Source organism: Flavobacteriaceae bacterium, assembly GCA_014075215.1.
Classification (GTDB): domain Bacteria; phylum Bacteroidota; class Bacteroidia; order Flavobacteriales; family Flavobacteriaceae; genus Polaribacter.
The window spans coordinates 723,879-749,025 of sequence record CP046177.1; the positions used below are offsets into that span (position 1 = coordinate 723,879).

Sequence of the window (25,147 nt, forward strand, 5' to 3'; positions counted from 1 at the left end):
AAATGAAGGTAAGAGCAAAAAAGCATTTAGGGCAGCATTTCTTAAAAGATGAGGCTATTGCAAAAAAAATTGCAGGTATTCTTACCGAAAAAAACTACGATGTAATTGTTGAGATAGGCCCGGGAATGGGTGTGTTAACAAAATTCCTTTTACAAAAAAAATCACCTGTCAATGCAGTAGAAATTGATCCGGAATCCGTAACGTATTTACAAGAAGTTTTTCCCGGAGAACAGATTCATCTAAACACATCCAAAGAAAAACTTACCATTATTAAAGGTGATTTTTTAAAACAGAACGTAACCGCTCTTTTTCAAAAAAAACAACTCGCAATTATTGGTAATTTCCCGTATAATATTTCCTCTCAAATTCTTTTTAAAGCCATTGAAAACAGAACTTATATTGCAGAGTTTTGCGGGATGTTTCAAAAAGAAGTTGCAAAGAGAATTGTGGAAAAAGAAGGGAGTAGAACCTATGGGATTCTTTCCGTATTAACACAAGCTTTTTACGATGCAGAATATATATTTACGGTTTCTCCTTCGGTATTTGATCCGCCTCCGAAAGTAGATTCCGGGGTGATTCGCCTTATCCGAAAAAAAGATTTTTCATTGCCCGTCAACGAACAATTGTTTTTTAGGGTTGTAAAGACAGCGTTTAACCAGCGAAGAAAAATGTTGCGAAGAAGTTTAAAATCATTTAATCTCTCGGAAACTTTGAGAGAAGACCTTATATTTGCCAAAAGACCGGAACATTTGTCTGTAAATGAATTTATTTCATTAACAAGGAAAATAGCAAGTCATGGCGTTTGAAATTACCAAAGAACTTTTAGAAAATGTAAATCACTATGTATCATCTTCAAATAACAAAGCTTTAGAGCAGTTGTTTGGAGAAATGCACCATGCAGACATAGCGGAAATCCTGGATGCCATTTCTTTTGACCATGCGGTATATATCATTAAACTTTTAGACAGTGAAACGACGTCGGAAGTTTTAATGGACGTAGATGACGATGTTCGGGAAAAAATCTTAAAAAGCCTTTCCGCTAAAGAAATTGCCGAAGAAGTAGAAGAATTGGATTCTGACGATGCCGCAGATATCATTGCCGAACTTTCGGAAGAAAGGCAAGAAGCAGTTATGTCTGCAATTGAAGATGAGGATCATGTAAAAGAAATTGAAGAACTGCTTACCTATGATGAAGATTCCGCCGGAGGATTAATGGCAAAAGAGCTGGTAAAAGTAAATGAGAATTGGTCTGTTTTAAAGTGCGTCAAAGAAATGAGAATTCAGGCAGGTGAAGTTACGAGAGTACATTCCATTTATGTTGTTGACGACGCAGGAAAATTGAAAGGAAGACTTTCTTTAAAAGATTTATTAATTACTTCTACAAAAACGCCTATTTCCGAAGTATACATTCCAAAAGTAGATTTTGTAACGGTACATGTGCCTTCGGAAGAGGTGGCAAATATCATGCGTAAATATGACTTGGAAGCAATTCCTGTCATAGATGATATGGGGCTTTTGGTAGGTAGAATTACGATTGATGATATTGTAGATGTTATTAAAGAAGATGCAGACAAAGATTATCAACTGGCTGCCGGTTTGGTTGAAGATGTTGAAGCGGATGATTCTATTTTAGCACTTACCAAAGCGAGATTACCCTGGTTGATACTGGGTTTATTCGGAGGACTGGGAAGTGTATTAATTATGGAAGGGTACGAAGGTGCTATGGAAAATTATAAGGAATTATTCTTTTTTACTCCTTTAATTGCCGCTATGGCAGGAAATGTAGGTGTACAATCTGCTGCAATTATTGTACAAGGCCTGGCAAATGATAATGTGAAAGGAAGTTTATGGAAGCGGCTATTAAAAGAAATCGAGTTAAGTTTGATTAACGGACTCGTTTTAGGGTTATTGGTAATTGCTGTTGCCCCTCTTTTGAAATTAAGTTTGCAATTTAGCTTTACGGTTTCTTTATCTATGCTTTGCGTTATCATTGTTGCTTCTCTTATCGGAACCTTTGTTCCTATTATTTTAGATAAAAGAGGTATAGATCCTGCTATTGCCACAGGTCCGTTTATTACGACCAGCAATGATATTTTTGGAATTTTCCTGTTTTTTATAATTGCAAAATCTTTATTGCCCTTTTAGAGAGTTTATTTACAAATAACTAAGACCTCACAGGTTTTTAAAAACCTGTGAGGTCCGAAAGTATTTTTTTGAAGCTTTCAAACCGGAAACTTTTGAGTTTTATTTGGATTCATTTTCTGAAACAAATCCCATAAAACAATTCCGGAACTTACGGAGATATTTAAAGAATGTTTGGTTCCTAATTGTGGAATCTCAACACAGTAGTCCGAAGCATTTACTACTTCCTGCTGTACTCCTTTTGCTTCGTTTCCCATCACAATAGCATATTTTTCAGTAGCTTTTATAGCAAAACCATTTAGCTTTATACTGTTTTCTGCCTGCTCTATGGCAACCACTTTTACCCCTTCTTTTTGAAGCCTGCCAATAAGTGTTAACGCATCTTTTGCATATTCCCAGTCTACAGATTCCGTAGCTCCTAAAGCTGTTTTGTGGATTTCTTTATTGGGCGGTATTGCCGTAATTCCGCAGAGATATATTTTTTCTATTAAAAAGGCATCACTTGTTCTAAAAACAGATCCGATATTATGTAAGCTTCTGACATTGTCCAGCACCACTATCAGCGGTGTTTTTTGGGTTTTCTTAAACGCTTCAACAGAGATTCTTTCCAGTTCGTTATGCTTCAATTTTCTCATAAAAAGTGCTTATCTTTAAACGCGAGTATATGACTCCGTAAAACTAACTGAAAAATTCCAATACCCTGACAAAGCAACCATGAAAAAGGTAACTCCCTTAATGAAGCAGTACAATACCATCAAGGCAAAATATCCCGATGCGATGCTGCTGTTCAGAGTAGGCGATTTTTACGAAACTTTTGGAGAGGACGCCAAAAAAGCAGCTACTGTTCTGGGAATCATTCTAACCAAGCGGGGGTCAGGAAGTGAAAGCGAAACCGCCCTTGCCGGTTTTCCACATCATTCCTTAAATACATATTTGCCAAAACTGGTAAAAGCAGGAATGCGTGTGGCCATTTGCGATCAGTTAGAAAACCCTAAAATGACTAAAAAAATTGTGAAAAGAGGGGTTACGGAATTAGTAACTCCGGGTGTTTCTTTGAACGATGAGGTTTTGCAGTCTAAAACCAATAATTTTTTGGCGGCTATTCACTATGGAAAAAAAATATTGGGCGCTTCTTTTTTAGAGGTCTCTACAGGTGAATTTTTAGTTGCTCAGGGAGCTACCGAATACATAGATAAATTACTGCAAAACTTTAATCCAAGTGAGGTATTAGTTCAAAAACAATATAAGCAAGCCTATTTGGAATTCTTTCAAGATCGCTATCACTCTTTTTACTTAGATGATTGGGTTTTTCAAAAAGATTTTGGCTATGAACATGTAACGACTCATTTTAAGGTAAAAACCCTCAAAGGTTTTGGTGTTGACGACCTGGAAGAAGGAATCATTGCTGCCGGAGCTGCGCTGCATTATTTATCGGAGACACAACATAACAGAGTAGCACACATTCAAACCATTTCAAGAATTGCGGAAGACCGTTATGTTTGGTTGGATCGTTTTACTGTGAAGAATTTGGAATTATACCATCCGAATGCTGAAAATGCAGTTACCTTATTAGCCATTATAGACCAAACCATTTCTCCTATGGGAGGCAGGTTGCTAAAAAGATGGTTGGCATTGCCTTTGAAAAATGTAAAACAAATACAACACCGTCATGAATCAGTACAACATTTTATAGCAGATGACAAGGCCCGGGAAGTGATTTCTTATCAGTTAAAACAGATGAGCGATCTCGAACGTCTGGTCTCTAAAACTGCTACGGGGAAAGTGTCCCCCAGAGAGGTCATCTTACTCAAAGATTCTTTAAAAGCCATACTGCCCATAAAAGCGGCTCTTGAAAACAGTAAACATCCCGTTATAAAAAAAATAGAAAAGCAACTGCATAGCTGTCATGCTTTGATCACTAAAATAAACACCACTCTATTTGATGACGCTCCGGTGAATATTCTTAAAGGAAAAGCAATTGCTACGGGTGTTTCCGAAGAATTGGATGAATTAAGGGCGATATCTCTATCATCCAAAGAACACTTAGATGACATGTTGGCAAAGGAATCTGAAAAGACCGGTATTCCCAGTTTAAAGATTGCTTTTAACAATGTTTTCGGTTATTATATTGAAGTTAGAAACACACATAAAAACAAGGTTCCTGCTACGTGGACTCGTAAGCAAACCCTGGTAAATGCGGAACGTTATATCACTGAAGAACTCAAGGAATATGAAACGAAAATACTGGGAGCAGAAGATAAAATTCAAATTTTAGAGCAAGAACTGTTTTCCAAACTCATTCAATACATTATTCCTTTTATCAGGGAAGTGCAACAAAATGCACAGACGATTGCAAAAGCGGATTGCCTGTTATCCTTTGCTTCTTTGGCAGTTAGCAACAGTTATGTCCGGCCGATTATTGATGAAAGTACGGATATTGAAATTAAAAACGGGCGTCATCCGGTGATTGAAAAACAACTGCCTGTTGGAGAGGAGTATATTGCTAATGATATTGTTCTGAACAGAAATCAGCAACAGATTATCATGATCACCGGGCCTAACATGTCCGGTAAATCTGCTATTCTGCGGCAAACGGCACTGATCGTATTATTGGCACAAATGGGAAGTTATGTCCCTGCCCGGAATGCACGTATCGGGATTGTAGATAAAATTTTTACACGTGTAGGCGCAAGTGATAATATCTCTTTAGGAGAGTCTACTTTTATGGTAGAAATGAATGAAACAGCCGCTATTTTGAATAATATTTCCGAAAGAAGTTTAATCCTGTTAGATGAAATCGGGCGTGGTACTGCTACTTATGACGGGATCTCCATCGCCTGGGCCATTACAGAGTACTTGCATGAACACCCCTCCGGAGCAAAAACGTTGTTTGCGACGCATTACCATGAATTAAACGAAATGACAGCCACTTTTGAACGCATAAAAAATTACAATGTCTCCGTTAAAGAACTAAAGGACACCATTGTTTTCCTGCGCAAATTGGTACGAGGCGGCAGCGATCATAGTTTTGGTATTCATGTGGCAAAACTGGCAGGAATGCCTCAAAGAGTCATACATCGGGCTTCAAAAATTTTAAAACAACTTGAAAAAAATCACACAAAAAATGAAACCAAAGAAGAGCTAAAAGAAATACAACATAATGATATGCAATTGAGCTTTTTTCAATTAGATGATCCTATACTGGAACGCCTCAGGGAAGATATATTAACAACCAATATAGATACGCTTACACCCATTGAAGCGTTGATGAAATTGAATGAAATTAAACGGATGCTTGTAAAAAAATAATAGCTGTTGAGGTGCCTGAGGCGAATCATTAGTGCACTTGTAACTTGTACCTACATTTTAATCAGGGCAAACGCATTAAACTTTTATGAATATATCAGTAAAACTAATTTTTCATTAAAGAATTGACATTTAATAATGGATTTTATTCGTAATTTTTTAAACTTACCTTTAATGATTATTCATTTTTTTGAAAATAATTACAGGTTAACTTGGATCAAAAAATCATAAAGTATTGATTAAAAACATGTTAACTTTAATGCGTTTACCCTGACATTTTAATCTTTTAATCTTTTTCTTTCACACAACTTTTTTATCTTTGCTGAACTATGGGTATATTTTTCTTATTTATCAGTGGTCAGGAAATCATCGTTATTGCGGTACTCCTGATTATGCTGTTTGGTGCTAAAAGAATTCCTGAGATTGCAAGAGGTTTGGGACAAGGGATGCGTCAGGTAAAAGATGCTACAAACGATATCAAAAGAGAAATCAATGAAAGTGTAAAAAAAGAAGGTGTAGATACAAATATAGCCAAAGAGATTCGTGAAGAAATCAATGAAGTGAAAAAAGACATTAACGAGGTTACAGGGGCTGTTAAGAGAGATTTATAACCCTATTTTTTGCTTTTTTATCGATGTTTTAAATACATTTCTGACTTAAATTCACTCATTAAAAATAGCTGCCTTTTGTTTGAGTGTTCATAAGGGTTTTTAGTTTTCTGAATTTCCCTCGAATATTTTAAATCCTCAAAACCATCAGGTTATTCTGGTTCAAAATTTTCTTCGGGCGTTGAACTTTTTTGCCAAATCAATTCTGCAAAGGCCTCACTGCATAAAAACTCTTATAACCCGTTGTGCATTTTGATAAAATTCGTCAATTCGAGTAAATTTTTCGATTGAAAATGAGAAAAATTTGTATCGAGAATAGAATTTTTGCTCTAAATATGTTCTCGATACGATTTTTCGTAGCTCAAAATCACTCGAACTGACGTTTAAATTTACTTTTTAGTTCAAAATGCACAACGGGTTCTTATATTATTTTACCCTGCTGATGGTCAGGCCGTCTCTTATGGGTAAAATGACGGTCTCCAACCTAGGATCTTCACTTAGTAATTTGTTATAGTAATGTAGTGCTTCCGTATCTTTGTCTTTTGGGTGTATAGGCGCCACCACTTTTCCGCTCCATAAAACGTTATCAGATAAGATGATACCTCTACTGTTCATTTTATTGATAATTAAATTAAAATAATGCGGGTAATTCGACTTATCAGCATCAATAAAAACCAAGTCGAATTTTTCATCTATGACAGGAATAATGTCAATTGCATCTCCTATGTATTGTTGTATTTGATCACAGAATTTTGATTTGGAAAAATACTTTTGCTGTAAGGGTTCCAACTCTTCATTTTTGTCAATAGTATGTAATGTTCCTCCCTTTTGAAGGCCTTCTGCCAGGCATAGCGCGGAATAGCCTGTAAAAGTGCCAATTTCCAAAACCTGTTTCGGATGTACCAATTTAGAGATTATAGATAAAACTCTTCCTTGATAACCTCCGTTTAACATTCTGGGATTCAGCACCTTTTGCCAGGTTTCTTTAGACAACGCTCTTAAAATTTCCGGTTCCTGTTCGGAGTGTTCTACAATATAATCATCAATTTTCTGCGGTAAGAAATTCATCTTGTTATTAAAAATAAAAACGGAATCTATAAAATAAATTCCGCTTCTATTGTCTTCACTTTAAAATTTAATCAATTAAATCTTCCAATTCTTTTTTCAAACACTTTTTCTCTTGTAAACTCATGCAATAACAGCAACCTTTGATCGTTTTTGTTTTTTTATTTAATGCTTTTGTAAGTAACCTGTTTTGCTTTGTATATCGAAAACAAATTTTACATGTTAATATATGAATCCTCAATTTAAGTTTGTTTAAAAATGAAGTTTCTCCATATTGGTTTCTGTCACAAGCTCTGGAAGCTTGTTCACATGATACTATTAACCTTTTATACAACTCTCTTACTTTTTAAACCAGTTATTTTCAATACAGTCTCTTAGCTGTGTTCTTGCTCTGTGAATAATAACCCACAGGTTAGACGGTGTAATATCTAACTCTTTACAAATTTCTTCGGTTTCAAATTCCTGAATAGTTTTTAACTTAAAAACCATAGCGTATTTTTCCGGCAATTTGCTTATGCAATAGTCTATTACTTTCTGTAATTCTTCCGATTCAATTGATTTTTCAGCATCATTTCCCCACGATTGTGGAACCCTTTCTTCAATCCAATTTCCTTCATTTTCTCCGTTATCATAAAAACTTCCTTTAATTTCTGTTTGGCCTTTTTTAGAATTTATCTTTCTATAGTAATCTATTATTTTTCTTTTCAAAATAGAGATAAGCCAAGTACGCTCAGTAGATTTTCCCTGAAAGTTTTTTGCTGATTTTAAGCCTGCAAAAAAAGTATCCTGTACCAAATCTTTTGCCAAATCAGGGTTATTAATACGCACTGTAGCATAATTAAAAAGGTAATCGGCATAATTATCTACCCATTTATCGGGAGATAAGATAGTTTTTGCTAACTCTTGAGTCATTGAAAAATAAAACCCAAATATAGTTTATTTTTTAAAGCATCACATCTTTGTCTTTTCCTCATGTCCACTAAATAAATAATTTCCCATTTCCCATTATTATCAAATAGTTGGAAAGAGTTTGCCCCGCAATGAGAGAATTTTCCGTTTAAATAAAATTCATAGGGAGTCCAGACAGAGGCTAAATTCCCGTCAATTTTAATAGTATAAGACAGCAATTTCTCCAAATAAGTATCTTCCGGGTTTTTATTAGCAACAGTCATTAAAAACTGTTGTTTGCCCTCGGTTTTTAGCCTTTTTTCGCTCTTTCTGTTTGTTGCCGTTGTTTGGATTTTTATAGTAGCATGCATCGTAGACTTTATCAGGCTGGAATCGCCTTTGTGTAGCCCTTCAAAAAAAGTGGCTATGACCTTTTTTATTGCCAGCTTTTCCCGGTTTTGGTGCTGAGCATTTATAGCTATCGTAAACATTGATAGAAATAACAAGAGTTTTGTTTTTTTCATTTTTATGAGTTTGATTGTGTTGAATTTATTTAAACGGGTTCATTGAAAAACACATTTTTAATTAACAAAACAGCAAAGAGATAATATCTGTTCATATTTAGTATTTTTACTCTGTAAATATATTAATAGCGTTTAAAGTTTTAAGCTAAAAGTTCGCTCAACCTTTTTAATATACTGAAAAAAAGCATTTCTTTTTTTGAGAAAAACAAAAGTTAAAATAATATAAAATGTCTGTAGCAAAAAAGCAATACAAAAGGATTACGGTAAAATCTTTAATAGAAATGAAAGCCAATAAGGAAAAAATTGCTATGCTGACGGCATACGATTTTACCATGGCCAGAATTATAGATCAGGCAGGTATTGATGTTGTTTTAGTTGGAGATTCTGCCTCCAACGTAATGGCAGGTCATGAAACTACTTTGCCTATTACCTTAAATGAAATGATCTATCATGCCAGCTCTGTTGTCAGAGCAGTAGAAAGGAGTTTGGTGGTGGTAGACCTTCCTTTTGGAACGTATCAGGGAAACTCAAAAAACGCATTGGAATCTGCTATTAGAATTATGAAAGAATCCGGTGCGCATGCTGTAAAATTAGAAGGGGGAAGTGAGATTTCCGATTCTGTTTCCAGGATTTTAACTGCAGGAATCCCCTTAATGGGGCACTTGGGTTTAACCCCTCAGTCTATCTATAAGTTTGGAGCGTATACTGTAAGAGCTAAAAAAGAAAAAGAAGCAAAAAAGCTATTGGAAGATGCAAAATTGCTGGAAAAATTAGGTTGTTTCGCACTGGTATTGGAAAAGGTCCCATACAAATTAGCAACTCAGGTAGCACAAATCATTTCTATTCCTGTTATTGGCATTGGTGCCGGAAGAGGTGTTGACGGCCAGATATTGGTAACCCACGATATGTTGGGTATGACACATGAATTTAACCCCCGGTTTCTAAGGCGCTATTTAGATTTATATACGGATATGACTACTGCTTTTCAACAATATGTTACCGATGTAAAAAGTAAAGATTTTCCTAATGATAAAGAGCAATATTAATTCTGTTTCAAAAAGTCAGTTATACACATTTACTTTATAAAAGCAGGTTTTGAAAATTCTTCATTTAGATAGCAACCACCCGTTATTAATTCATCAATTATCCGAATTGGGTTTTACAAACGATGAAGATTATACCTCTTCAAAAGAGGACATAGAAAAAAAAGCTCACCTGTATGAAGGAATTATTATCAGGAGCCGGTTTCTTATTGATGCTCATTTTTTAGACCGTGCAACTCGCCTTATGTTTATCGGGAGGGTGGGTGCCGGATTGGAAAATATCGATTTTACATATGCAAAAGCCAAAGGAATACATATCATGGCAGCTCCTGAAGGAAATAGAAACGCTGTTGGAGAACACACTCTGGCAATGTTACTTTCTTTGTTCAATAAAATAGCGGTTGCAGATAAAGAAGTTCGTAGCGGATTTTGGCTGAGAGAGAAAAACAGAGGAACAGAATTAGACGGGAAAACCATTGGTTTAATAGGTTATGGTAATATGGGAAAGTCTTTTGCTAAAAAACTGAGAGGTTTTGATGTTGATGTTATTTGTTACGATATTAAAAACGATGCAGGAGATGAAAATTGCAGGCAGGTTTCTTTACCGGAACTCCGGGAAAATACAGATATATTAAGTATACATACGCCCCAAACATCATTCACTACTCATATGATCAATAGTGCATTTATCAATGGTTTTAAAAAGCCCTTTTGGCTGATAAACACTGCCAGAGGAAAAACGGTTGTTACAAAAGATCTGGTAAATGGTTTACAGTCCGGGAAAATTTTAGGTGCCGGTTTAGATGTTTTAGAATATGAAAAAGCATCTTTCGAACAGTTGTTTTCAAATCATCCAATGCCAGATGATTTTAAATTTCTCATCGCTGCTGACAATGTATTATTAACACCCCATATTGCAGGTTGGAGTTTTGAAAGCAAAGAAAAATTAGCTCAAACCATTGTAGACAAAATAAAAGAAAAATTTTGTTAATTATAGAATGTCTTTTACTACGGAATTTTTTGTATCTTTCGTTTTAGCATTGATCCTATGGCACAACTAGTTTTAAAAATGATATCTTGAATCTGAAAATTAATTTCACAAAAATTAAATGAAATCAGTTGATATTGAGAAAATAAAAAAATCGTAATTATTAAATGCCTGTTTAAATCTCTAATAAGAATATGTTAACTCATTTTGAAGGTTTTTTCAGTTTTTAATCTTTTAATATCATTGATTACCAAAACAGAAACTCTTTACTATTCAGTTAAAAAAAGATAATGGAATGTCATAGCAGATAACCGATTTAATATATGAGATACGAAGCAACATCACCGGAAGCCTATATAAATCAACTCCCGGAAGATCGGGTTGAACCGATTAAAAAATTACGTCAAACCATTTTGAAAAACCTTCCCAAAGGAATGGAAGAGCAGATGAGTTATGGCATGTTGGGATTTGTTATTCCACATAGTGTATATCCTGAAGGGTATCACTGCGATCCTAAAACACCTTTGCCATTTATGAATCTGGCCTCTCAAAAGAATTTTATTGCGGTCTATCATATGGGAATATACGCAAAAAAAGAACTGTTAGACTGGTTTACGACAGCATATAAAAAACACTGCAAGTATAAACTGGACATGGGAAAAAGCTGTATCCGATTCAAAAAAATGAACGATATTCCTTATGATTTAATCGGGGAGCTAACAGCAAAAATGAGTACGGAAGAGTGGATACAAATTTATGAAGATCAAATCAAAAGAGTTTGAAAGTTGAAAAGTTAAAAGTTTGAAAGTTCGCTCCGGGCATTACTTAAAAAAATAGAAGTTATTACAAAATGTTAAACAGATGAAACGAGTTACGGGAATTGGAGGGTTATTTTTTAAAACAGACAACCCTGAAAAAACAAAAGATTGGTACCGGAAACATTTGGGTTTTCATACCGATGACTGGGGCTGTACCTTTCAGTGGAAAGATACCGAAGGAAACTCATGCACTACCCAATGGAGCCCTTTTGCAAAAGACACTACTTATTTTGAGCCTTCCAAAAAGGATTTTATGTTCAATTATCGGGTTGAAAATTTGGTTGAACTGCTGGATCAACTCAAAAAAGAAGGTGTTACCATTGTAGGCGACATAGAAGAGTACGAGTACGGCAAATTTGGTTGGATATTGGACGGCGATGGAAACAAAATTGAGTTGTGGGAGCCAAAAGATGCTCTTTTTTTATAGATTTATATATTAATTTAATTCATATGGATATAGTGGATGACAAAGGAAATAAAATTCCACCGCAAGCAAGCAAAAAAATCGTAGCAGGAGTGTTGGGGATATTTCTGGGAGAACTGGGGATTCACAAATTTATATTGGGATACACTAAAGAAGGTCTGATTCAAATAGCTCTGACCATTGTTACTTGTGGAATAGGAGGCCTGGTTGGTTTTATAGAAGGGATTATCTACCTGACAAAATCCGATGAAGAGTTTATACAACAATATCAGGTTAATAAAAGAGGTTGGTTCTAATACTATCTTAAGTTTGTAATTCGGAGACCTCTGCGAAATCAATGCTGCAAAGATTTCATCTGGTTAATTTTGTTAGAAAATTTGGTATTATTTTTCGGGATAGAACAATAAGGGAAGAGTAATTTTTACAATGACGCCCGAAGCACTTTCAACGGTTTTACGGTTGATGACTTCAAAAGTATAGATTTTGGAACGGCTTTTTGATAGCAGATCCAATCGTTGTTTTATAAGGCGTGTACTAACAGAAGTATGCCCTTTTTTGATGGTCCGGGATTTTTCTTTGATGCCTACACCATTGTCAGTAATCATTACCTGATATGCCGAATCATGTAGTTTTTGGCAAGAAATAGTTATATGACCTCCTTTTCTTTGGGGAGAAGGCCATGAATAATAGCATTTTCTACAAAAGGTTGTAAGATCATAGTAGGGATATATGTTTTTTCGGAGGTTAATTCAGAGGCTACTTCAATAGTATAGTTTAGTTTTTCTTCAAAGCGGAGTTTTTCAATAGAAAGGTAGAGCTCCAAACGTTTTAGTTCTTCATTCAGTCGAACTTCACTTTTTTTCGTAGCTTCCAAGTTAGCGCGAATCAAACGAGAAAATTTAACCAAATATTCATTGGCTTCTACTGTATTGTTTCTGTTTATAAAGTCTTGAATGGAACTTAGGGCATTGAATACAAAATGGGGGTTCATGGAAGCACTCAACGCCTGCTGCTCTAAGCGGGCAAATTGCACCAGCCGCCGGGCGCGTTTTCGGGTATTTTTAACAATGTATGATACGATTATGATTATAAGTAGTGATAAGGCAGATATAGCTAAAACCCGAAACCAAATCGTTTCGGTAATATGGGGTTTGATACTAAAATGATATTCGGAAGATGCCTGGTTCCATACTCCGTGCTCATTAGCAGCTATGATCTGAAATGTGTAGTCTCCGGAAGGCAAAGAAGTATATTGTACGCTTCGGTTACGGGTAAGAATCCAGTGATCATCATAACCGATTAAATGGTATCTGTAGCGGGTTTTTACTCGGCACGGAATACAAATCCCTTCAAATTCAAATCGGATATTGTTTTGATTGTATGGTAATGATGCCTGATTTTCAATGAGTTTTGATACACTACCTTCGACACTGACTTTTGTGATGTAAGTAGGCGGAGCACCTGTGTTTTTGACAAAAGCATCCGCTGTAAAATAGGACAACCCATTATCAGTTGTTAACCAAATCTGATTATCAAAACCAATAATATCGTTGATCATATTGGAGGGTAATCCTTTATCTGTGTCGTAGTTTATAATTTTTAACTTTTCAACAGGATCGGCGATGTTTTCAATTCTACTAAGTCCTTTATTGGTGCCTACCCATACACTGTGACCATCATGGACGTATAAACTTTCTACCATATTCCCTGCCAATCCGTTTTTGGTTGTAAGTTGACGGATGCTGTCCTCTTTTACAATGATCAGACCTTCTCCTTTAGTACCCAACAGAAGGTTTCCTTCTTTAGATTGCGAAATTGCCAATATTCGCTTTTGTAATAAGGGGTGTTTGCGGTATGCATGTAGTGAACCCCCTTGAAATTGAAATAACCCGTCTGTAGTTCCTGTCCATATTCTTGCCAGCTTATCTTTAAAAAATGTATCAAACCAGAGTGCAGCACGGTGTTTATTTTTCTGATTTATTCCTTTTACTATTTTTTTGATCTTTATCGGAAAAATCTGAGTTTATAGTAAAACCACCGGCCCCTGTTCCTACTAATACTGTATTGCTATCTATCTCCAGCATTGTTTTCATGGAAGCAAGAGTATACCTGGGTTTGCTTATGATATGTGTATTTTGATTATAAATGTAAGGGTATTTTCCTATGTAAAAATTACGGGAAGCAGTATCGAAATGAAAATCTTCAGACTCAAAGATACCATGATATTTTAATATTTCTTTGTTCAACTGAGGGAGTAATTGATAGTTGGGCCCTATCATATATACCTGCCCCGAAATGTCTGCGGCGTAAAGTATATCGTTAAAGGTTTTAAGAGAGGTAAATTTGTTTTCCCTGGCTATTTTTCCGGGGCGTATGGTACGGATAGGAAAGGAGGGCATTAACCATATGCCATTGTCACGGGTGGCGAGCCAGTAATTGCCATCCGTATCTTGAATTATCGAACAGATAAATTCGTTTGGGAAATAATGTCCGGTTATTTTTGCCTTGTAAGGGTCAAAAGTATAAAGACCATTATTGGTAGCCATCCATAAAATGTCACTATTGTCCTTGTATACCGTTAATATATTTACAGGTTTGTCTTTGATGTCCAATGAACCCTGATAATAGATAGAATCGTTTACTGTAAGAAGCAGGTTACGATTATTATGTAAGAATATTCGGTTTTGACTTATCTTAAGTGCTGAACGGTAATGAATATCACTATTAATCCATATACCTTGTTTGGTATGATTTATACGTTTTTGACCAGAGATACTTTTTTCCGTAGTTATATATATAAAAAAGACATTATTTTTTTCTAACAGATAGTGATTTCCCAAAATATCGGTAGTATGGGCGACTGGATTATCTTCTTCAAAAGTATCGGGGAATCTAGCCAAATATGTTTTGTTTTTTGTTACGTTTCGCATTACTAGTGTATCGTTTAGCAGTTTTATTTCTCCGCCAATATATTCTCTGGCGTTGTATTCGTCAGGAGAAAATGGTTGAAAATGCTGCCCGTCATAATAGGTAAGCGGTGCATTCAGGCAAAACAACCACAAATGACCTTTACTATCTTCATGAATGCTGAGTATTGTATTATTCGTAAGGCCGTCTTTTTCGGTAAATATTTTAAAATCATATCCGTTATAACGTACGAGACCATGATCTGTACAAAACCACAAATATCCTTTCCGATCTTCATGGACATAATATACCTCTAAAGTAGGCAACCCGTCTTTCGTTGAGAATTTCTTCACAGGATACTCCCATTGTTGCGCTGTGGAGTAGGATATGGTCAAAAAGAAGATGACGATGTAATGAAATGACTTAATGATCAATATTATATTATTTTATGCATTTTGGCAATACACTCATTAAGATATGCTGCTTTTCTTCTGGAAACTGCCAATTTTTGCCCTCCTGACATACATACATAACTCCCGCTTCCTTTTATAAAGCTCTCTATTTTAGTGAGATTTACGATATAAGAATGATGAATTCTTATAAAATGTTTATGGCTCAGCTGATCTTCAAAGTATTTGAGAGGTTTGGAGAACATGAGCCTTTTCCCTTCTTCTCTATAGATATATATAACTACTTTCCGAATGTAAATAGATAATATTATCAAGATTTTCAATGATATAACTATTGTTGATGGCAAAAACTATTTTTTTTTGATTTTCATCCTTTTGTACCTCCTCATTTTTTTTCAAATGAATCGCTTTATTCAATTTTGTTTCAACCTGCTTTAATTCCTTGATGGATATGGGTTTTAACAGATAATCAAAAGCATTGGCCTTGATAGCTTTAATAGCAAATTGGTCATAAGCGGTTACAAATACTGTAATCACAGGCATATCTTCCAGCATGTTTAGTAATTCAAAACCGTTTAGACGAGGCTTGTATGTCTAAAAATAATACCGCCGGCTGCAGCTTTTTAATCTGCTCTATGGCAGCTAACGGCTTTTGTGAAGTCCCTATAATAATTATGGTAGAGCAATATTGTCGAATGAGGTTCTCCAGGTTGCTCAAACTCTTTTTTTCGTCATCGACTAAAAATGCTGTAATGGCAGACTGAGTCACAGTTTTTGCTTTCAAATAGTAGTTCCAATAAAGTTTAGAATTTGTCTATAGTGTTGTATACCTTACAAAACCACTGCAACTACTCGTATGGATTGATATTACTTTTTTTAAAAATCATTCATCATCCGGCACCAAATGGTCAAATAATTTAAAGATATTTGTGTATTCTTCCAACAGTTGATCTTTATAATTTTCGTCCGTATCATATACATCAACTTGTCTTACTATTTCTCTAAACATATATAAATTTGTATCTATATCATCAAATACGGCTTCATTGACTTCTCTTTTGTCAAAACCACTCAACCATAGTAAGTTTTCTTTAATTAATTTCACTAAGAGCTCGGCATTTTCCCTTGCTTTTGAAACTTCGTTCACTTTATAGTACAACTCCGGATACCCTAAAGAGATGCTGTAATGGCCAAATAATTCTATAGGCATTTTTTCCAGGGAAAGATCCAATACCTCTCTTGCTTTTAAAGTATCTCCTTCTTTAGCAAAAGCTTCGGCTAAACGCATCATATTATTTCGAAGACTGATGGAGTTTCTTTTGCTTTGCTCATCCAGATAAATGTTACCGTCATTAATATTACCCCAATCCAACTTATTGATATTGTGATACATTTTTTCCGGATCTATACGACCCATATCAAATATGGATTGATCTTTGTTTGAAGTTAAAATAGGCACCAGCTTATAAGCCATTCCGTCTAACTGTAAATAATCTTTCAACCATATATATTCGGCATCGTCATTAGAACCTCCTGTAAAATAAATAGGTTGCTTCCAGTTATTATTTGCCAGTATATCCAACATTAAAATGTGGTTTTTTGTTAAGCCCCGGTCACTAATGGTAATGTCTATATGATCCACAATTTTATCTGCATCTTTTGGGGCGACAATTCCATTCTCTAATACGGTTTTTTTATCAACGGGAATCCTGATTTTATTTGTCGGATAAATTTTTTCTTTTACTCCGTTTTCCGTTTCAACATAAGTTCTGGGATTTTTACTCTGGATCAATTTCATAAAAAGACGTATATCAATAATAGTGTCTTTAAACTGAGGCAGAGGGTAGTAGTATGCAACATCTAATGTCCCATAGGTATATTCTTCATGTTTTAATTGAGAAGGTATTGGAGGTGCTTCATAGGTTTTTCTTTTCATTTGGTCAATATACCAATCTGTTGCAAAAAGGCTTGTATTTATGAGTTTGATATCTGTCCTGACCCCCTCTACTTCCTGCATATACCACAGAGGAAACGTATCATTATCTCCAATGGTAAACATAATGGCATTCGGATCGCAAGACTCCAGATAAGCCTGTGCATTTAAACGAGCCGTATACCTGTTAGACCGATCATGGTCATCCCAGTTTTGTGAAGCCATTAAAATGGGGACAGCAACTAGTGAAATAACAGTTACCACTGTTGCTACTATCTTTTTATTGGCATATGATTTTAGATATTCATACAAAGCCAATACTCCGAACCCTATCCATATGGCAAAAATGTAAAAACTCCCTACAACTGCATAATCTCTTTCTCTGGGCTCAAAAGGTTTCGGGTTGGTATAAAAAATAATGGCAAAACCCGTAAATAAAAAGAAAATGAGGAGTGTAAAAAAATTATTTTGATCCCATTTTACCTGATATAACAGGCCAATGATTCCCAATATGAGAGGTAAGAAATAATAGGTATTCCTGCCTTTATTGTTTAACGCTTCGGGAGGAAGGTTTTTTTGAGAGCCTAACCTAAATTCGTCAATAGGTGTAATTCCACTCAGCCAATTCCCATTTTGATCGTACTGCCACTGGATATCATTCTGCCGCCCTACAAAATTCCACATAAAATAACGGCCATACATATATCCAAACTGGTAGATAACCATAAATTTCAGGTTTTCTGCAAAAGTCGGCCGCCTTTTGCTATTTTGCGGAATCCCTGCTATCACCTTATACATTTTTTCCGATGCAGGGTCTGTCATTCTGGGAATAAATCCCTTGTGCTTACCTGAATAGTTTGGTATGACATTTTTGTAGTTATTTACAATTTCATATCTGCCATTTCTTTTTTCGTATTTGGGCTTATCATCCTTGTACGGATTTTTCGGATCTCTGGAATCATTATACTTGTTAGAGTAATATGTATCATAAAAAACGTTTGCATCTCCATATTGCTCCCGATTGTAATACGCTAGTAATTCTCTGGCACTGGATGGGTCATTTTCATTAATCGTCGTATTTGCATTGGCTCTTATGGGGAGCATTATCCAGGAAGAAAACCCGATCATAATAAAGAGTACAGATAAAATGAGTGTATTGGCAGTTGCATTTCCTTCTTTACGAGTATACTTTAATCCAAGGTAAAATAAAATAACCAAAACAATTCCGGCAATAATGGTTCCGGAGTTATAAGGCATTCCAAATGAATTCACAAAAAACAACTCGGAAACACTAAAGAATTTTAAGGTGAAAGGAAATAAAAATTTAAATACAAAAGCCAGTACCAAAATAGAAATTACGGTGGCAAATGCAGTTGTTTTAAGCGTGATGTTTTTATATGTTTTAAAGAAGTACAACAGTACAATTGACGGAATAACTAACAATGATAATATATGAACCCCAAAAGACAAGCCGACTACAAAACTGATTAAAACCAACCACTTATTACCTCCGGGAGTAGTGAGTTCGCTTTCCCACCTAAGGCCCAACCAAAACAAAACGGCCATTAAAAATGAGGACATGGCATACACTTCTCCCTCAACGGCACTAAACCAGAAACTATCTGAAAAAGTATAGGCCAAAGCACCTACGATAGCACTTCCTAAAATGGCAATGATTTTATTTTCGGATAGTTGTTCACCGGATTTTAAGGCTAGTTTCTTTGCCAAATTTGTAATGGTCCAAAACATAAACAGTATAGTAAATGCGCTGGCTAAGGCAGACATAAAATTCACCATCTTAGCAATCTGGGTAACATCATTGGTAAACATGGCAAAAAATGCGCCTAACATCTGAAATAGCGGAGCTCCCGGCGGATGGCCAATTTCCAACTTTACCGAAGTCGAGATATATTCACCGCAGTCCCAGGAACTCACAGTAGGTTCTAAGGTTAATGTGTATGTGATTAAAGCAATTAGGAAAACAACCCACCCTAGAATGATATTCCATTTGTTATAGTTAAGAGATGTCATAAATCATATAGATAATTAGGGCGAATTTACTAATTTTTCTAACATAAAAAATGTATAGAGGCCTTTGCAAAATTGATTTGATAAAAAAGTTCGACGCCCGAAGAAAATTTGAAGTCAAATCAATTTCAATACAAAATATATCTCTATTTTGGCAAAGGTCTCGTATAATAAAATTATTGCAGTGAACAAGAGCTATTAAAAGTTTGTTAAAATCAAAAAAACGGTTAAAATATTTGTAAGATAAAAAGTTTGACCTAAATTTGCACCCGCAGTTAATATTGGCCTATGGTGTAATGGTAACACACCGGTTTTTGGTACCGTTATTCAAGGTTCGAGTCCTTGTAGGCCAACATAACAAGACTTCTTCTATTTCTTGGTTGAAGCCCTTTCTTTTTACTCCTGTGATCGCAAAAGCTAAAAAAACACACCTTTTCGGGCACTCATTTTTCTAACTATTTGGGATCAAGCAAAAAAGTTGTGGGGAAGACTTGAATAAAAATTTTATCATTTCAGATTTTTTTTTAAATGAATATCCATTAAATAACTGTTTATTAAGTTTTTAAACTCTATTGAATGATGCTTTTGCGATTGACTCAACTTAAATGTTTTCAATAATATCTTTAAAATCCCACAAGTTTTCGGATTGATCCACTATTTGCTCTGCCTTTTTTGAGTGATGGGTATATTTTCTGCTTGATATCTGAAATCTCATCTTTAAACTTTTTATTGGCTTTTTCCAACAATTCATTTTGGTGTTTCATGATGCTCAACAAATTGTTTATTGCATTAAGATTTTCCAATTGTGTGTAAACGATCTTTTCAAGATCTGCTTTTGTGTATCTGATACTCATAATTATGTTTTTAATTTCTAATAAAAAAACTTTAAAAATTTATTTATCCCTTTTTAAAGCATTTCAAAGTTATATAAAGATTTTTTAATCTCCTATTAAAACATATAATAATATTTTTCTTATTTATTTTTCTTGGTTATTTTTGTTAATAAATCATAGCAATTACTATGGATAAGCCAATTTATAATAGGATTAAAGCAGTTTTAGCTGAAAAGGGAAAAACGAATAACTGGTTAGCCGATGAAATAGATATGAATAAGAATACTATTTCAAAATGGTGTAGGAATGATATGCAACCAAGAATTGAAAACCTATTCCAAGTGGCAAGGATTTTGGATGTAGATGTGAGAGAACTTCTTATTTCAACAAAATAATTTAATTGGGAAATTTTAAAAACATACTAACCCAAACCCCTCTAAAGGCAGTTGACTTTTTCTGTGGAGGCGGTGGTATGAGTTATGGTATGCAAGAGGCAGGTGTAAAAGTGCTTGCAGGTATCGATAATGACTCAAACTGTAAAGAAACGTATGAAGCAAATATAAATGAAGCTTGCTTTATTGAGGAAGATGTATTCAAGTTAAAAGAAAAAGATTTACAAAAAAGGCTGGGGTTAAAAAAACGTGATAAAAATTTAATTCTGATTGGTTGTAGCCCTTGTCAATTTTGGAGTATTATAAATACGGATAAAACCAAATCTGAAAAATCTAAAAATCTTCTTGTGGAGTTTAGAAGGTTTGTAGAGTATTTCCGTCCGGGATATGTGATAGTTGAAAATGTTCCCGGAGTATTGAGAAAAAAGAAAGAGAGCGGGTTAGCCGATTTTATCGATTGGCTAGAAAGTAATAAGTATCAAGTTCACTTTGACGTTCATAACACTAGCGATTATGGTGTTCCTCAAAATAGAAAACGTTTTACACTTTTAGCTAATCGAGTATCAAAAAATAAAATATTCCCCAAAAAAGATGTTTTTAAGTTATCTGTAAAAGATGTTTTGGGAGAGCAAAATGGTTTTCCAAAAATTAATGCAGGTACTAAGGATGAAACAGCTTTTTTGCATACATCATCTAATTTGAAAGGTATAACATTGGAACGCCTTCAAAATGTTAAAAAAGATGGTGGGGATAGAATGGGGTTTGCTAATATGGAGCATCTTCAATTGGATTGTTTTATAGGTAAAGATGATTCTTTTAAAGACACTTTTGGCAGGATGTGGTGGAATAGACCTGCTCCGACAATCACTACAAAATTTTTGAGTGGTTCCAAATGGAAGATTTGCACACCCTGAAGAAGACAGAGGAATTTCATTGAGAGAGGGCGCAGTACTCCAATCTTTTCCTAAAGACTATATTTTTAAGGGAATAAGTATGGCATCAATAGCACGTATTATTGGAAATGCCGTACCTCCTGAATATGCAAAAAGAATTGGTAAAACAATGATTAATAATAGATAGTGAAAGGAAATCAAACAGATAAGTTATTAATGAAATTTGACCCAAGAACAATCGAACACTTGGGGATTCAAATGTATTCAACTCTTCCACCTGTTATAGCAGAACTTGTGAGTAATTCTTATGATGCTGAAGCGGAAGAAGTAACTATTCATTTGTTTGATGAAAAGGAAAAGGAAATTATTGTAGAGGATAATGGTCACGGAATGAGTTTTTCCGAAATTAATGATAAATTTCTTCTCATAGGGCGTAATCGTAGAGAAACGGAAAGCTCTCAAAAAAGTGAGAATAATAAAAGATATGTTATAGGTAAAAATAGGAAGTGATAAGTATAGTCCGAATAAAATCATAGCATATATTGTAGGTGGAGAAGTTGATTATAACGACAGAAAAACGCGAGATGAAATTGAGTCAATGTCAACAACTGATAAAGTATATGCCAAAACTTTTAATGAACTCCTCACTAATGCTCAGAATTATCATCACGAATTCATTGAAAAATATGAGCAGATGATTAATTAGGAAATGGATATTTATTCATCTGACAAAAGAAAGGATATAATGTCTAAAATCTCGGGTAAGGAAATCAAACCTGAAATAGTCGTTCGAAAATTTCTTTTTTCACAAGGATTTCGATATAGAAAAAATGTCAAATATCTTCCCGGCAAACCCGATATTGTCCTTAAAAAGCATAAAGTAATTATTTTTGTAAATGGCTGTTTTTGGCATGGTCATAACTGTAAAGCAGGTAAGCTCCCATCTACCAGAAAAGAGTTTTGGGAAAATAAAATAGGAAACACTGGAAAAAGAGATTTTAAAAATCAGGCAGAACTTGCCGGGTTAGGTTGGAAAGTAATTGTTATATGGCAATGTGAATTAAAAAACAAAGAACTAAAATCCGAAAGATTACAAAAATTAGTTGAAGAAATCAGAAGTTGAATGTTGATTCGATCTTGGTTCGGAATTCGTAGCAGTAAAAAAACTCCATCGTATGAAATGGAGCTTTTTTTATCACCCATTAGATTTTAAAAGTGATCAAAGGTCTTAAACTGTTTTTAGAAAGGTTTTTAGCAATGCTTCCGTTAAATAAATGAGAAAGCCCGCTTCTTCCGTGGGTACTCAGAGCAATTAAGTCAGCATTTACCTCTTTAGAAAAGCTCATAACCCCTTTTACTACAGAAAAATCATTGTATATATTAATAGTGGTTTTACCGGCTTTGAATCCCTCTAAAAAGCTTCGAATCTTTTCTTTTGAAACAGCAGAACTTTCAAATTTACCCACTGTATTTACCTTTAATAAATGTATTTTGCTTTTAAACTCGTTGGAAAACGCAACTAGCTTATGAAAAGGTTCTTTGTTTTCACTCTTAAAATTGGACGCAAAAACAATGTTTTTCACCTTAAAACCCGTTGGGTCTTTTTTAACAACAATTACCGGGATTTTAGAAGTTCTCACTACTTTTTCCGTGTTAGATCCGATTAAAATTTCTTCGAAATCGGAAACCCCTTTTGAGCCCATTACTATAAAACTCGCATTCACTTTATTTGCATATTCAATAATTCCTTCATAAGGGTTTTGAAAACGGATAGCATGTTTTAGAGGAAAATCTTCGGTAAAAAAAATCTGTCCGAGTTGGGCTATTTTTTCTTTCACTTTTTTAAGATACATCATACTTTCCGGAATACTAAAATTACTGCCGGCTCCCATATCTACAATTCCGGTTGGTAATTCTACCATATGCAAAAGGTGCACTTCATAATTAGACTTCTTTGCAATATGTGATGCCAGCTTTACGGCATATTCGGATTTTTTTGAAAAATCTACAGGAACAACTATTGTTTTCATAAGACGGTGTTTTTATAAGGATTAGAATACAGACATAAATTTACTAAAAATTAATTGATTTATCTTATTTGGTTATTAGTAAACAAGTTCCTATATTTGCAGCGAAATTACAGTAAAAAGAAAATGTAGGGGACAATTGTCCCCTCTTTTTATACATTAAGATGAATCGGGAAAAAATAAGGGGCCTTGTTCAGGAAGCACTAGCAGCAAATACATCATTATTTCTGATAAATTTGGAGTTTTTGGCAAATGATACGATTCGATTAACTGTAGACGGAGACACCGGGGTTTCATTGAAGGAAATTGTTCGGATTAGCAGGCATATAGAACACCATTCGAATCGGGAAGAAGAAGAATACTTTACATTAGAAGTCACCTCGCCCGATATCAAAGAACCTCTGACGGAGCGAAGGCAATATTTAAAGAACATAGGCAGGGTTCTGAAAGTAAAAACGGATGACTGTGAATATGAAGGAATACTGATAAGTGCAGATGATGTGAAAATCGTTTTGAAATGGAAAACAAGAGAACCCAAACCGGTTGGTAAAGGGAAGGTTATCGTAGAAAAAATGGCAACTATTATATATAAAGATATTAAAGAAGCAAAAGTGAAGATCGTATTTTAAGCAGGTAAATGTAATGGAAAATATAGCATTGATAGAATCATTTTCGGAGTTTAAAGACAGTAAAAGTATAGACAGAGTAACCTTAATGTCTATTCTGGAAGAAGTATTTAGAGCAGCTTTGAAAAGAAAATTTGGCTCGGATGATAATTTTGATATTATTATCAATCCGGATAAAGGAGATTTGGAAATCTGGAGAAACAGAGTTGTTGTTGCCGACGGTGAAGTAGAAGATGATAATGAAGAAATAGAGCTGACGGAAGCACGAAAAATAGAACCGGATTTTGAAATTGGTGAAGATGTTTCGGAAGAGGTAAAGTTAATAGATCTGGGAAGAAGATCCATCCTGGCATTGCGGCAAAATTTAATTTCCAAAATTCATGAGCACGACAGTACAAACGTCTTTAAACAATTCAAAGACCTGGAAGGAGAGATATACAATGCGGAAGTACATCACATTCGTCATAATGCAATTATTTTATTAGATGATGACGGAAATGAAATTGTGTTGCCGAAAAGCGAGCAAATCAGGTCGGATTTCTTTAGAAAAGGCGATTCGGTCAGGGGAGTTATAAAATCCGTAGAATTAAGAGGGAATAAACCTGCCATTATATTATCAAGAACATCTTCTGAGTTTTTAGTAAAACTATTTGAACAAGAAATCCCCGAAGTTTTTGATGGTTTGATCACCGTAGAAGAGGTAGCCAGAATTCCTGGAGAAAAAGCCAAAGTTGCCGTAGATTCATATGATGACAGGATAGATCCGGTTGGAGCTTGTGTGGGAATGAAAGGTTCCAGAATCCATGGAATTGTCAGAGAATTGGGAAATGAAAATATTGATGTGGTTAATTACACCAAAAATGAACAGCTATTTATAGCAAGAGCACTAAGCCCTGCTAAAATTGCTTCTATGGAAATTTATCCTTTTGAAACGCAGAAAAATGGTAAAAAAGGAAGAGTACATGTTTTTTTAAAACCCGAAGAAGTGTCTAAAGCTATTGGAAAAGGAGGAGTAAATATCCGATTGGCCAGCGAATTAACGAAATACGAAATTGATGTACAAAGAGAAGGACTGGAGGAAGAAGATGTGGAATTAACCGAATTTACAGACGAAATTGAAGACTGGGTAATTGCAGAGTTTAAAAATATTGGTTTGGATACGGCAAAAAGTGTATTAGATACAAGTGTTAAAGAACTTTTAAAAAGAACTGATCTGGAGGAAGAAACCATTTTAGAAGTGCAGAAAATATTAAAAGAAGAGTTTGAAGATTAATTAAATAAAAGCGTAAAAG

The 25,147-nt window shown here is 34.8% G+C and carries 27 protein-coding genes, 1 tRNA gene and 1 pseudogene; 16 read left to right on the forward strand and 13 right to left on the reverse strand.

Annotated features, from left to right (window positions below; genetic code table 11):
• Positions 1–2: 2 nt before the first annotated feature.
• Positions 3–806 (forward strand): 16S rRNA (adenine(1518)-N(6)/adenine(1519)-N(6))-dimethyltransferase RsmA, encoded by an 804-nt coding sequence (gene rsmA / locus GKR88_03625; protein ID QMU63452.1) that lies wholly within the window; start codon positions 3–5, stop codon positions 804–806.
• Complete coding sequence (gene mgtE, locus GKR88_03630) at positions 796–2,145, forward strand: magnesium transporter (protein QMU63453.1); 1,350 nt, start codon at positions 796–798, stop codon at positions 2,143–2,145. Before rsmA ends, mgtE begins: the two co-directional genes overlap by 11 nt.
• Before the next feature lie 77 nt (positions 2,146–2,222).
• On the opposite strand, the gene GKR88_03635 is transcribed toward mgtE, so the two are convergent.
• A complete protein-coding gene (locus GKR88_03635) occupies positions 2,223–2,777 on the reverse strand; it encodes a TrmH family RNA methyltransferase (protein ID QMU63454.1) in 555 nt (184 codons plus the stop codon).
• A 100-nt stretch (positions 2,778–2,877) separates the two neighbouring features.
• Here GKR88_03635 and mutS point away from each other — a divergent pair, with 100 nt between their 5' ends.
• Positions 2,878–5,451 (forward strand): DNA mismatch repair protein MutS, encoded by a 2,574-nt coding sequence (gene mutS / locus GKR88_03640; protein ID QMU66632.1) that lies wholly within the window; start codon positions 2,878–2,880, stop codon positions 5,449–5,451.
• Between the two features lie 332 nt (positions 5,452–5,783).
• A complete protein-coding gene (locus GKR88_03645) occupies positions 5,784–6,059 on the forward strand; it encodes a twin-arginine translocase TatA/TatE family subunit (protein QMU66633.1) in 276 nt (91 codons plus the stop codon).
• 423 nt (positions 6,060–6,482) lie between these two features.
• On the opposite strand, the gene GKR88_03650 is transcribed toward GKR88_03645, so the two are convergent.
• The 3 genes from GKR88_03650 to GKR88_03660 form a co-directional block, all read right to left on the reverse strand.
• Complete coding sequence (locus GKR88_03650; GenBank protein QMU63455.1) at positions 6,483–7,124, reverse strand: methyltransferase; 642 nt, start codon at positions 7,122–7,124, stop codon at positions 6,483–6,485.
• A gap of 336 nt (positions 7,125–7,460) precedes the next feature.
• Positions 7,461–8,033: a sigma-70 family RNA polymerase sigma factor gene (locus GKR88_03655; GenBank protein ID QMU63456.1), complete on the reverse strand. Its 573-nt coding sequence runs from the start codon at positions 8,031–8,033 to the stop codon at positions 7,461–7,463.
• Complete coding sequence (locus GKR88_03660) at positions 8,030–8,533, reverse strand: nuclear transport factor 2 family protein (protein QMU63457.1); 504 nt, start codon at positions 8,531–8,533, stop codon at positions 8,030–8,032. Before GKR88_03660 ends, GKR88_03655 begins: the two co-directional genes overlap by 4 nt.
• A 227-nt stretch (positions 8,534–8,760) precedes the next feature.
• On the opposite strand from GKR88_03660, the gene panB reads away from it, so the two are divergent.
• From panB to GKR88_03685, 5 genes are all read left to right on the forward strand, one after another.
• Positions 8,761–9,579: a 3-methyl-2-oxobutanoate hydroxymethyltransferase gene (panB, locus tag GKR88_03665; GenBank protein ID QMU63458.1), complete on the forward strand. Its 819-nt coding sequence runs from the start codon at positions 8,761–8,763 to the stop codon at positions 9,577–9,579.
• A gap of 49 nt (positions 9,580–9,628) precedes the next feature.
• Complete coding sequence (locus GKR88_03670) at positions 9,629–10,567, forward strand: hydroxyacid dehydrogenase (protein ID QMU63459.1); 939 nt, start codon at positions 9,629–9,631, stop codon at positions 10,565–10,567.
• 320 nt (positions 10,568–10,887) lie between these two features.
• The gene (locus tag GKR88_03675; GenBank protein ID QMU63460.1) at positions 10,888–11,346 is read left to right on the forward strand and encodes a DUF1801 domain-containing protein; all 459 of its coding nucleotides are present in this window, start codon (positions 10,888–10,890) and stop codon (positions 11,344–11,346) included.
• Between the two features lie 79 nt (positions 11,347–11,425).
• Positions 11,426–11,809: a VOC family protein gene (locus GKR88_03680; GenBank protein ID QMU63461.1), complete on the forward strand. Its 384-nt coding sequence runs from the start codon at positions 11,426–11,428 to the stop codon at positions 11,807–11,809.
• Between the two features lie 23 nt (positions 11,810–11,832).
• Positions 11,833–12,102, forward strand: coding sequence for an NINE protein (locus GKR88_03685; GenBank protein QMU63462.1), 270 nt, complete (start codon positions 11,833–11,835; stop codon positions 12,100–12,102).
• Positions 12,103–12,189: 87 nt separating this feature from the next.
• Here the strand turns inward: GKR88_03685 and GKR88_03690 are convergent, their stop codons facing one another.
• The 7 genes from GKR88_03690 to GKR88_03720 form a co-directional block, all read right to left on the reverse strand.
• Positions 12,190–12,411, reverse strand: a complete 222-nt coding sequence (locus GKR88_03690; GenBank protein ID QMU63463.1) for a hypothetical protein — start codon at positions 12,409–12,411, stop codon at positions 12,190–12,192.
• Between the two features lie 41 nt (positions 12,412–12,452).
• Positions 12,453–13,628 carry a hypothetical protein gene (locus GKR88_03695; GenBank protein QMU63464.1) on the reverse strand — a complete coding sequence of 392 codons (1,176 nt, stop codon included), beginning with the start codon at positions 13,626–13,628 and terminating at the stop codon, positions 12,453–12,455.
• Positions 13,629–13,770: 142 nt separating this feature from the next.
• On the reverse strand, positions 13,771–15,066 hold the full coding sequence (locus GKR88_03700; protein ID QMU63465.1) for a hypothetical protein: 1,296 nt from the start codon (positions 15,064–15,066) through the stop codon (positions 13,771–13,773).
• Between the two features lie 83 nt (positions 15,067–15,149).
• Positions 15,150–15,470, reverse strand: coding sequence for a hypothetical protein (locus GKR88_03705; GenBank protein ID QMU63466.1), 321 nt, complete (start codon positions 15,468–15,470; stop codon positions 15,150–15,152).
• A complete protein-coding gene (locus GKR88_03710) occupies positions 15,388–15,678 on the reverse strand; it encodes a response regulator (GenBank protein QMU63467.1) in 291 nt (96 codons plus the stop codon). The genes GKR88_03705 and GKR88_03710 overlap by 83 nt, the downstream gene beginning before the upstream one ends.
• 10 nt (positions 15,679–15,688) lie before the next feature.
• The gene (locus GKR88_03715; protein QMU63468.1) at positions 15,689–15,907 is read right to left on the reverse strand and encodes a response regulator; all 219 of its coding nucleotides are present in this window, start codon (positions 15,905–15,907) and stop codon (positions 15,689–15,691) included.
• Positions 15,908–16,006: 99 nt separating this feature from the next.
• Complete coding sequence (locus GKR88_03720) at positions 16,007–19,087, reverse strand: DUF2723 domain-containing protein (GenBank protein ID QMU63469.1); 3,081 nt, start codon at positions 19,085–19,087, stop codon at positions 16,007–16,009.
• A gap of 279 nt (positions 19,088–19,366) precedes the next feature.
• Here GKR88_03720 and GKR88_03725 point away from each other — a divergent pair.
• Positions 19,367–19,437 (forward strand) — tRNA-Gln (locus GKR88_03725).
• Positions 19,438–19,707: 270 nt separating this feature from the next.
• On the opposite strand, the gene GKR88_03730 is transcribed toward GKR88_03725, so the two are convergent.
• A complete protein-coding gene (locus tag GKR88_03730) occupies positions 19,708–19,938 on the reverse strand; it encodes a hypothetical protein (GenBank protein ID QMU63470.1) in 231 nt (76 codons plus the stop codon).
• A 167-nt stretch (positions 19,939–20,105) separates the two neighbouring features.
• On the opposite strand from GKR88_03730, the gene GKR88_03735 reads away from it, so the two are divergent.
• The 4 genes and pseudogenes from GKR88_03735 to vsr all read left to right on the forward strand — a co-directional run bounded on the left by GKR88_03735 (position 20,106) and on the right by vsr (position 22,325).
• The gene (locus GKR88_03735) at positions 20,106–20,312 is read left to right on the forward strand and encodes a helix-turn-helix domain-containing protein (protein ID QMU63471.1); all 207 of its coding nucleotides are present in this window, start codon (positions 20,106–20,108) and stop codon (positions 20,310–20,312) included.
• A 77-nt stretch (positions 20,313–20,389) separates the two neighbouring features.
• Positions 20,390–21,389, forward strand: a pseudogene (gene dcm / locus GKR88_03740) (DNA (cytosine-5-)-methyltransferase).
• A 29-nt stretch (positions 21,390–21,418) separates the two neighbouring features.
• Entirely contained in the window at positions 21,419–21,712 is a 294-nt protein-coding gene (locus GKR88_03745) for a hypothetical protein (protein ID QMU66634.1), read from the forward strand.
• A 199-nt stretch (positions 21,713–21,911) separates the two neighbouring features.
• A complete protein-coding gene (gene vsr / locus GKR88_03750; GenBank protein ID QMU63472.1) occupies positions 21,912–22,325 on the forward strand; it encodes a DNA mismatch endonuclease Vsr in 414 nt (137 codons plus the stop codon).
• A 79-nt stretch (positions 22,326–22,404) separates the two neighbouring features.
• Here the strand turns inward: vsr and GKR88_03755 are convergent, their stop codons facing one another.
• The gene (locus tag GKR88_03755; GenBank protein ID QMU63473.1) at positions 22,405–23,232 is read right to left on the reverse strand and encodes a universal stress protein; all 828 of its coding nucleotides are present in this window, start codon (positions 23,230–23,232) and stop codon (positions 22,405–22,407) included.
• A 161-nt stretch (positions 23,233–23,393) separates the two neighbouring features.
• Here GKR88_03755 and rimP point away from each other — a divergent pair, with 161 nt between their 5' ends.
• Complete coding sequence (gene rimP, locus GKR88_03760; protein ID QMU63474.1) at positions 23,394–23,858, forward strand: ribosome assembly cofactor RimP; 465 nt, start codon at positions 23,394–23,396, stop codon at positions 23,856–23,858.
• 13 nt (positions 23,859–23,871) lie between these two features.
• The gene (gene nusA / locus GKR88_03765) at positions 23,872–25,128 is read left to right on the forward strand and encodes a transcription termination/antitermination protein NusA (GenBank protein QMU63475.1); all 1,257 of its coding nucleotides are present in this window, start codon (positions 23,872–23,874) and stop codon (positions 25,126–25,128) included.
• Positions 25,129–25,147: the final 19 nt, after the last annotated feature.